At 67.5% G+C, this 8,643-nt stretch carries 7 protein-coding genes; 3 read left to right on the top strand and 4 right to left on the bottom strand.

Annotated features, from left to right (window positions below; all coding sequences use genetic code 11):
- The first annotated feature begins 1,104 nt into the window (after positions 1-1,104).
- Together ABZ826_RS30830 and ABZ826_RS30835 are read left to right on the top strand one after the other, a co-directional pair.
- Positions 1,105-3,636, top strand: a complete 2,532-nt coding sequence (locus ABZ826_RS30830; RefSeq protein WP_361455506.1) for a hypothetical protein — start codon at positions 1,105-1,107, stop codon at positions 3,634-3,636.
- Between the two features lie 307 nt (positions 3,637-3,943).
- Positions 3,944-4,111, top strand: a complete 168-nt coding sequence (locus tag ABZ826_RS30835; protein WP_361455509.1) for a hypothetical protein — start codon at positions 3,944-3,946, stop codon at positions 4,109-4,111.
- A 117-nt stretch (positions 4,112-4,228) separates the two neighbouring features.
- On the opposite strand, the gene ABZ826_RS30840 is transcribed toward ABZ826_RS30835, so the two are convergent.
- On the bottom strand, positions 4,229-5,095 hold the full coding sequence (locus tag ABZ826_RS30840; RefSeq protein ID WP_361455512.1) for an IS3 family transposase: 867 nt from the start codon (positions 5,093-5,095) through the stop codon (positions 4,229-4,231).
- Complete coding sequence (locus ABZ826_RS30845) at positions 5,092-5,400, bottom strand: transposase (protein WP_361455515.1); 309 nt, start codon at positions 5,398-5,400, stop codon at positions 5,092-5,094. Before ABZ826_RS30845 ends, ABZ826_RS30840 begins: the two co-directional genes overlap by 4 nt.
- A gap of 55 nt (positions 5,401-5,455) precedes the next feature.
- On the opposite strand from ABZ826_RS30845, the gene ABZ826_RS30850 reads away from it, so the two are divergent.
- Complete coding sequence (locus ABZ826_RS30850; RefSeq protein WP_361455518.1) at positions 5,456-6,007, top strand: hypothetical protein; 552 nt, start codon at positions 5,456-5,458, stop codon at positions 6,005-6,007.
- A 55-nt stretch (positions 6,008-6,062) separates the two neighbouring features.
- On the opposite strand, the gene ABZ826_RS30855 is transcribed toward ABZ826_RS30850, so the two are convergent.
- Positions 6,063-7,184, bottom strand: coding sequence for a ParB/RepB/Spo0J family partition protein (locus tag ABZ826_RS30855; RefSeq protein WP_361455521.1), 1,122 nt, complete (start codon positions 7,182-7,184; stop codon positions 6,063-6,065).
- The gene (locus ABZ826_RS30860) at positions 7,184-7,918 is read right to left on the bottom strand and encodes a ParA family protein (RefSeq protein ID WP_361455524.1); all 735 of its coding nucleotides are present in this window, start codon (positions 7,916-7,918) and stop codon (positions 7,184-7,186) included. Before ABZ826_RS30860 ends, ABZ826_RS30855 begins: the two co-directional genes overlap by 1 nt.
- Positions 7,919-8,643: the final 725 nt, after the last annotated feature.

Here is an 8,643-nt window from a genome sequence, read left to right on the forward strand (position 1 = left end):
TTGCGGGCAGCGGGGTTTGGGAACCGGCATACCGGCGAGCGCCTTGCCCTTTCGGCACCGCCTGGTGAGGTTCCGTGCCGTCGTCAAGGCCATGGGTGGGCTCCGGAGATGAGCATGGTGAGGCCGCGCCACTGGGTGCTGATCAGACCGCGCGCTGGCCCTCATGTCCGTGACCGCCCTCTGGGTACTCGCGGTGCGCAGAGGATCGAGCGACATCTTCGCTGCCAAAAATGCGCGTCGAATTAAGCAACAGAAGTTCATCAGGAAACTCAAAACTGACTCTAGATTGCCTGCTTAGTTTGGGCGGCGAGTGTGCACATCGAATCTCGATTTTGCACGGCAGTTTCGCCATCTAAATGAGCAATTCAAAGACAGATTCGGACCCTTCTCAGGTGCGCTCAATCGGCACCACATCTGCCCTTCAAACACCAGCGCCGCAGGTCAGGGAGCGTGTAAGGTGGCGATCACCTATTCAGATCTCGAGATTCCAGAATTCCGAAATACGCCACAGAACTCCCTCGGGGCGGTCTCGTTATTCAGCTCAAAAATCTCGCCCTGATTGATCGTCACAAGTGCGGCGGAACATCCGCCTGAACCTGGCTGAGGAGGAGCTATGCGTGCACTGGCTTCCTCCGCGCTGCGAGAAGCCACGCTTGAGACGGCAAAGGCAGCAACGCGCTCCACCTGCTTCTGCCCACCACCAACCAGCCGTCACAAGAGGCACCGGCCGGACTTTGTCCACAGGTCGAGTCCTGCAGGGTGGCCCGGAGCGCGAACAGGCTCGGGATCTGCGGTCCCGAGCCGTTCGCACTGCGTGGAGGGGGTGTTGGTCAGCCAGATCGCCAGCTGAATACCAGCGTCGCCCGGGTCCGTCTCTCGTGCTTGCCCTAGCCAATTGGACCGCGGTGACGGTATTCCCTTCCCTCCTCGATTATGGAGCAGATCATCACTGTCCGTACGAGGGCTGGCTCAGTCATGCCGAAAACGGCTGATCGAGTGGCTCGTTCCAAGCGTTCTGGTTCGTCCTGGCGTCGTGACGCGCGCGCGGGCGACGTTGTTGAGTTGGCGGGTCCGGTTCCCGAATCGGGTCCTGGTGACCCGCTGGTGTTGAACCGGGCGATGCAGGCCCGGCTGTATGCCGCGGTGCGGTGCCTCCTGGCCGACAAGTCCCTTGAAGGCCTGCCGGATTCGGTGCGTCTGGCGGCGGTAGTGTTGTTGGCGAAGGCGCCGGCGCGCAGCGCGGTGTTGCGTCTTCGGGCGCGGGAGATGGGGCGGTGGCTCGGGTTCTCCGAGTCGTACGTCGACCACAAGGTGCTGCCCGCGATGCGCGAGGCCGGCGTGGTGGAGACCGACGCGCTGACCGATGAGTCCGGCCGGGTGACGGGGCTGGAGTGGAAGCTTCTTCCCTTGCTCGCCGCGCGCGAGAGCGGTGACCCGATACACCCGCTCGCCCTGGCCCGCAAGGACTTGGCGACGCTTCTTCGGTTCTGCGAAGCGTTGTTCGCGCCGGGCTGGGCGCCGGTCGACGGTCCGGTGACGCCGCCGGGACTGCTCGCGGCTCGGCGGGGGAGGGGTGCGGCAACGGACCGGCTCGCTCTGCTGCTCCTGGCGCTGCAGACCCGGCCGGACGGGCGCGTTCGCCTGGTCGGCGGCTCGGTGAAAGACGGCCGGGGGCGCGCGGACGCCACGGCGGCGAAGGCGCTGGGGTGTTCCGTCTCCGGCGGCAGCAAGGTTGTCAATCGCCTGGAGCGCTGGCAGCTGGTGGAGGTGGTCCGCGGGACAACGGAGGCCGGGCAATTCGGCAAGGGCCGGCTAATGGTTCCGGCCATCGCGTCCGCGTATGGGCGCGGCAGGGCGCCACTCGCCGTCGTCGAGGAGCCGGAGGGCCCCGAGGCGTGTCCGTCGTGTGCGCAGGGTTCGGTTCACGGTGAGGACGGGGTGCCCGGCGAGGGGCTGGTGCTGTCGGGGGAGGGTTGGGAGCAGAAGTCGTTCGACGATGTCGAGGCCGTGGTTTTCCAGCGCCCCGTTGCTGCACCCGGGGATCTTGACTCGGAGCGGGAGGCGGAAGGGCCGGTAGCCGACGGGGGAGAGGCCCATGCGAAGGAGCCGGAGTCCGATGTGGTGGAGCGCCCCGCTGGTGCATGCCTCCACGCCGACCACGCGTCGGTGGTTTCTCTCTCTGGTTCTCTCTCGCTCTCTGGTGGGTTTTCCGGCGAAGCCGATCCGGGGTGCGGTGGTCTGCCGGAGCGCGCGAGCGCCCGCGAGGACGAGTCGGACCACACCGATGCAAACACGGCTGTGGCTGAGCGGGGGCTGAGCGGCCCGCTTCGCGGGGAACAGCAGCAGGAAGCCGCTGTTGAGTCGGGCCAGTCGGCCGAGCCGCGCTCGTTGAAGGGTTCGGCGGAGTGGACGGGAGCGGTGGTGTTCGTGCGGCCGACACCGTTGCCGGCGGGTCTGGAGTCGGTGCTCGCGCCGGTGCGGTCGGTGTGGGAGCGCATTGGCAGGTCTGCTGCCCGGCGCCATGTCGCCGCGGCGGTGCGGGTCCAGCTCTGCGTGCTGCGGGGGATCGTCGGCCCGCAGGAGGCCTCGCAGGCACTTGCCGAGCGGCTCGAGCGGCGGCTCGATCAGCAGATGGGCCGCCTGATCACCGATCCGGTGGGCTGGATCCTGGGCCGCGGCCTGGTCCAGCGGGCGTGGTGCTGGTCGCAACTGTGCGACGAGGGTCGGCGGATGGACACCGGCGCCAACTGCCCCAGCTGCCGGGTCCTGATCGGTGACCGGCGTGGGCTGCGTGCGAGGATCGCCACCGAGACTGCCCGCGAACTGGCCGGGGCGGCACCGAAGGTGTTGCAGGCCGAGATGGAGAAGCGGCTGAACGCCGCGGTGACGTACGAGGCCGCGGCCCAGGCGGTGCGCCGGAAGCGGGCGCTCGCCGAGCAGCAGGTCCGTGCCAAGGTCGTCGAGCAGCGCTGCGCGGAGTACGCCGCGGCCGAGCAGGAGCGCCTCGCGCAGCCGTGCGCTGACTGCGGCATCCCGGACGCGATCGGCCGGTGCCTGCTGTGCACCGAACGCCGGGCGGTGGAGCGGGCGTTGGCCGAGGCAGTCGACTTCGCCGTCATGGCCCGTGCCGACCTCGCCGACGCGGCCGCGGTCGCTGAGGCCACCCATCGGTGCACGGCGGATACCCGAGCGCTGCTGGAGCAGCACCTGGACCGGTTGCGCGCCGAGGACCTCGAGGAGGGCAGGCGGCTGCTCGCCGCGCGAGAGACGGCCGAGACGCTCCGCGACCGGCGCCGCGAGAGCCTGTACGGCAGGCTGATGCGCTCGGCGGAGGCGGAGGCGGAGGCGGACAAGGCGTACGACGCCAAGCTCTGTGCCCAGCACCGGTATCCGAACCGGGCGATGGCCGAGGCGGCCGCCGAGCGTGCCGCGGACGAGGCCCTGCTGCGGGCGGTGGAGTTCCTGTTCGCCGACCGGGCCCGGCAGCTGCGGATCGCTCGGGGCGACCAGCTGGCCCGGCCGCCTGCGGCCACCGACTGGGCAAGCCGCTGCGCCGAGCTCGCCGGCCAGGAACTCCCCGAGGACCGAACCGTGCCGACCGGGACGCCGGTGCTGGAGGCGGTGAGCGCGGCGTGAACTTCACCTCGTCCCTTGGCTGCCGCACACCGGACGGCTCTCACCGTCCGGTCCTCACCCGATCGATCCAGTACGCCGGGATGTGGTGTCCCTCCTGCGACCTGGGGAAATGTCATGAGCACCAGGAAACTTCCGCGGGCCCGGCGCGCGCCGGTGGTGCCGGTGTGGGAGCGGCGCCCGCTCAGCACCCGGTCGCGGCGCCTGCTTCTGGAGGACGACGTCGAGGGCCAGTACGTGGGACGGGACGATCCCGACTCCGGCTACCGGATCACCATGGCGCTCACGCTCGCGTGCTTGCAGCCTGGACGTGGAGTGGACGCCGGCCGACTTCCACCAGGCGCTGATCTACATTCCGACCTGCGGCGGCTGGTGGGCGCGTAAGCTGCGCGAGCGCAAGGGCACGCAGTACGCGGAGAACAAGCTAACCGCGATGCTGGACACAGGGCCCGCGAGTTCGCCGCCCGCCACAGCGTAATCGCCGGCCTGCCTGACGCCCTGGAGGGGATCGCCGAGGTCCGCCATGCCGTGGAGAGCATCACCTGAAGTTTCCCCGTGATCTCGGACACTCGATCTCTATGCCGCCAAGGCGTGTTCATGTAGTTGTCGGGTTTCGGCTGGGGTGGTAGCCGTGGACCTTGTGTTTGCGTAGACGACGACGGTTGTAGAGGGTCTCGATGAACGCGAAGACCTCGGCGCAGGCGGTGGCCCGGTCGGGCCAGATGCGGGTGCCGATCCCGTCTTTGAGTAGAGCCCAGAAACTCTCCGCGGCGGCGTTGTCGAGGCGTGATCGGATGCGGCCGCAGCTCTGCCTCATTCCCAACTCGCGTATCTCGCGGCTGAAGTCGGCCGACGTGTATTCGCTGCCGCGATCCGAGTGTGCGATGCAACCGGGTCGCAGGCCACCCCGGCCGTGGGCCATCTTCAGCGCGTCGAGGACCAGGGAGGCGCGGTGGTGGTCGGCCATGGCGTTCCCGACAACCTCGCGGGTAGCCAGGTCGAGCCGGCAGGCGAGGTAGAGCCAGCTCTCGGCGGTGGGCAGGAAGGTGATGTCCCCTGCCGGTCTGGTTCCCGGCACACTCGCGTGAAAGTCGCGGCCGATCAGGTCCGGGGCCGGTGGTGCCTTCTTGTCCGGCCGCTTCAGCGAGCACCGCTTGCGGCGATGGGAGCTTTGGATGCCCCTGTCGGGCATCAGGCGGGCGATGCGCTTGCGGTTCACATACCGTCTCAGCCGTCGTGGTTCGGCGTGGATGCGCGGAACGCCGTAGGTCTTCCGGGCAGCGAGATGGATGAGGGTGATCTCGTGGGCCAGGGCCTGGTCGGCCGCCTGGCGCAGGGCACGGTTCTTCCCCGCGGCGAGCCAGGCGTGACAGGAGGCGCGGGCCACTTTCCGTAGCCGGCACAGGAAAGCGACGCCGTGGGTGGTCTTCTCCGCCTCGGTGAACGCGTACACCTCGCTCATCGGTCGCTCTCCTTCGCAAAGAAGACCGCGGCTTTTCGCAGCACCTCGATTGTGTTGGCCTGCTCTGCGTTCTGCCTGCGCAGCCGCTTGAGCTCCTCCCGTTCCGCCGTGGTCAGCTCGCCGGGCCGGCCCTCGCCGCGATCGGCCTTCGCCTGGCAATACCAGTTGCGTAGGGACTCCGGGCTGACCCCGAGTTCCCGGACGATCTCGGTGACCCTGCGGCCCGTGGAGTCCACGAGCGCGATCGCGTCCCGTTTGAACTCCGGTGTGTACCGCTCCGTGTACTTACTTCCCCAGGCGGTCATATCCTCTCCTGCGGGTGACGCCGTACGTGAACGGTGATACCTGTGGTTCCGCGCCGTGCACGCTGCCTACTCGTTGGCGTACTCGATTCCGGTGTTGTGCCGGTACCCGGAGGAGCTCTGTGTACCGCCTGCTCTCGGCACGGAGCCGTTACGCAGGATGTGCGCCCACTGCTTCAGAGGCATCGATGGCGAGGGCGGCCCGATGCCTGCGGCGCTCCCGGTTGCCTGGAAGGACGTCACTGACCCGCAGACTCTTCGTGCTGAGGCTGTGCCAGCCGAGGAACTCCTCGAAGCGACCGAGCGTGCTCGGAAGGTGAAAGTCTCTCCCCCCGAGCCATACCGATGGCGTGAGCTGTCGAATCAGTTCTACGAGTGGGAGGAGGCGAATCCTGCTCCGTCGCTGAGTGCTAGGGGAAGGCTGGCCTTGGCTGGCGTCCAGCGGTATGTGAAGCAGTGCGACCTCGCGTTCGTGGACGACAGGGTGCGCGCCCTTATGCGGCAGGCTCACGCGGACGGGCTGGGACCGACCCGGCTTCAGGCGCTGTCGGGTGTCAGCAGGCGGACGATCCCCGGCTGGCTGCGGGACCTCTGCGGGCGACGGTTCTGAATGCGACGAAGCCCCTGCCCATCGTGCTGAAGGGCAGGGGCTTGTTGCTTTCCGGCTATGCGTCTCGGAGGAGGCCTGCGGCGACCTGCTGGAGGATGGCCGCGAGCGAGGCGCGGTCCTGCGTGGCGAGGTCGCCGCGCATGTCTGCGATGACGGCCTCGACTCCGCGGCTGCGGCGGAAGTAGCGCAGGATGAACGCGCTTCGCTGGACGGGGTCCAGCTTCTCGAAAGCCGCATTCATGAGGGCGGCACCGTCATGCCACGGTGTGGCAGCAGTCGTGTCGGCTTCGGGGATCGCCGTAGGTCGCGGCTCCGGAACTACGATGGCGGGGCTGTCCGCGTTGGATGCCTCGGTGGCTACGGCTCCCCCGCTGGTCGTGCCGGGGGCGGCGGCCGGGTTCAAAACCGGGTTTTGAACGGGCGGAGCTGGCGGGGCGGCCCTGCGCGTGCGCGGGGCCTTCGGCTCCTGGGCTTTGCGGATCTCTTCGGCCGCGATCGCCTTCTGCCGCTCGGGGTCCTGAATCTTGGCAAGCTTCTCCGCCGTCTTCACCTTGATCTGCTTGGTGTCGACAGCGTCCCGGAGTTCGGGTGCCAGGTTGAGCAGGGCCAGGCGGTTGGAGACGTACATCTGCGACTTCCCGATGCGCTCCGCGACCTTCTCCTGGGATCCATGCCGCTCGACCATCCGCTGCAGGAACTCCGCCTCCTTGTAGGGCGGGATGTTCTTGCGCTGGATGTTCTCGATGACGACGGCTTCGTCGACCTTGTCGTCGTCCTCCTTGCCGAGACGGTCTCGCACCCGGATCTCGAACTTCGTCCAGCCAAGCTGCTTGGCCGCATGGAAGCGCCGGTTGCCGAGGATGACGACCCACTGGGCGTCGACCAGGCGAGCACCGTGCTCGGGCTTGACGCGCAAGAACGCTTCGCGCGACATGGCGACGGCCGGCTGGAGCTGGCCGACGGACTTCATCGACTCCTTGAGCTCGCGGAAGTCGGCATCGTCGTCGGTGTAGTCGGCCTCGGTGCGCGGGTTGTCCGGGTTGCCGGTGATCGTGTGCATGTACACGGTGGTCGGCGGCACTTCGGAGTTGGCGGGCTGCTCTGCGGGATCCGTGCCCTTCTTCGCAGTCTTGCCGGGACCGTCGAGGAGTTCCGCCCAGGGCTTCTTGGCGGCCATCAGCGACGGTCCTTCTTACCTGCGCCAAGCTCTAGTGCGAGCTGGTAGAAGTCCTCGCGAGCTTCCATTGCTACGCGGTTCTTCTTGTACTGAGTGACGACGGTGCCTTCGAGGGCTGCTCGGGTATGCACCTTGTAGTGCCGGATGACCGTGTTCGCCAGCTTCCACCCCTGGGCCCGGACGAAGTCCTTGGTCTGGTCAAGGTCGGCCTCTCCGTCGCGAGGGTCCCAGTTGTTGATGACGACCAGGTAGGGGATGCCGAGCGGCTTGACGACCTCTTCGATGGTGTCGCGGGTGGGCATGAAGCCGAGAGGCTCGGGCTCGACGGGGATGATGATGTCGTCGGCGTTGGAGAGGACGGCGCGCATGGCGTCGGCAGCGGTGCTCTTACCGAAGGGGTCGCCAGCCTCTTCCTTCTCGTCCTCGGGAAGGTCCATCCAGCCGGGGGTGTCGATGAAGGCGTGCCTGACCTTGCGGGACTTCTTCAGGTGAGAGAACAGTTCAAGATCGTCTCTGGAGTTGATCTGCTGGAAGGAGAAGGGCAGATCCTCACCGACTCGTTCTGACCACCAAGTGGTGGAGCCTTGGGGGTCGGCGGAGACGGCTGCGACGTAGTGGGGGTCGCCTTCGGGGGCTTGGCCCAGCACGTGGGCGGTGATGGCCGCCGTGTTCACGGTGATAGTCGACTTGCCGACTCCACCTTTGCGGTTGATGAGCGCGGTGATCCGTGCCATGGGTGGTACTCCTGATGCTCCGTATGCTTCCCGGCCCGGTTGGGTCGGTACTAGCGGACCGAAACAGGATGCCACGTGTGCCCCACTTGGCGACGCCTCGACTTGCCGGTTCCAAAACCGGGTTTTGAAACCCTCGACAGACGCCCTCCCTAATACGGCGACCACGGCCAGCTTCAAAACCCGGTTTTGAACCGCGCTCACACGCTCAGGTCAACACCGGTCGGGTGCCTCTTCAGAACACGCGGCAGGTGGGTGAAGGTGCTCAACCTCGAGCTCGCGGCCGCAGTCCTGTGGCCTCCCTTCCTGGGTTGATGTGTCAATGAAGACGGGCGCGCCGAGGTCGACCAGTTGTGCTCGGCCATCGGCCGGGGTTCGGCCGAGGCTGTTGAGCTTGGCGGTGGCGTCGAGGCTGGCCTCCATCAGCCGGCGCCACCCGCTCACCGACGGCCACCCGGCAGCCGCTCGCCGGACCTTTACACGGGAACTGGCCGCGCGGGCCGCAGCGCTGCTGAGAGCATCAGAATCAGGGGGTTCGGTTGGCGGAGGCAGCGAGAACGCCTGGAGCTGTGACACCACCTCGCGCATCTTGGTTGGCCCCTCTCGCCGTACCCGCTCGATGGTCTGCAGCGTCTTAGAGCCTGTCGGGTGGCTGATCATGCGTGATGCGTGACGGTCGTGATCTGCCCTCCGGGCATGGAGACGGCCCCGGAATGATCACGTGGTGT

Origin of the sequence: Streptomyces sp. NPDC047515, from assembly GCF_040643055.1 — a bacterium.
Taxonomy (GTDB): Bacteria; Actinomycetota; Actinomycetes; order Streptomycetales; family Streptomycetaceae; genus Streptomyces.

Excerpts from the sequence above, each read along its gene's own strand:
- ABZ826_RS30845 (WP_361455515.1), bottom strand. The coding sequence starts at position 5,400 with ATGACCGCCTGGGGAAGTAAGTACACGGAGCGGTACACACCGGAGTTC.
- ABZ826_RS30860 (WP_361455524.1), bottom strand. The coding sequence starts at position 7,918 with ATGGCACGGATCACCGCGCTCATCAACCGCAAAGGTGGAGTCGGCAAG.
- ABZ826_RS30840 (WP_361455512.1), bottom strand. The coding sequence starts at position 5,095 with ATGAGCGAGGTGTACGCGTTCACCGAGGCGGAGAAGACCACCCACGGC.
- ABZ826_RS30855 (WP_361455521.1), bottom strand. The coding sequence starts at position 7,184 with ATGGCCGCCAAGAAGCCCTGGGCGGAACTCCTCGACGGTCCCGGCAAG.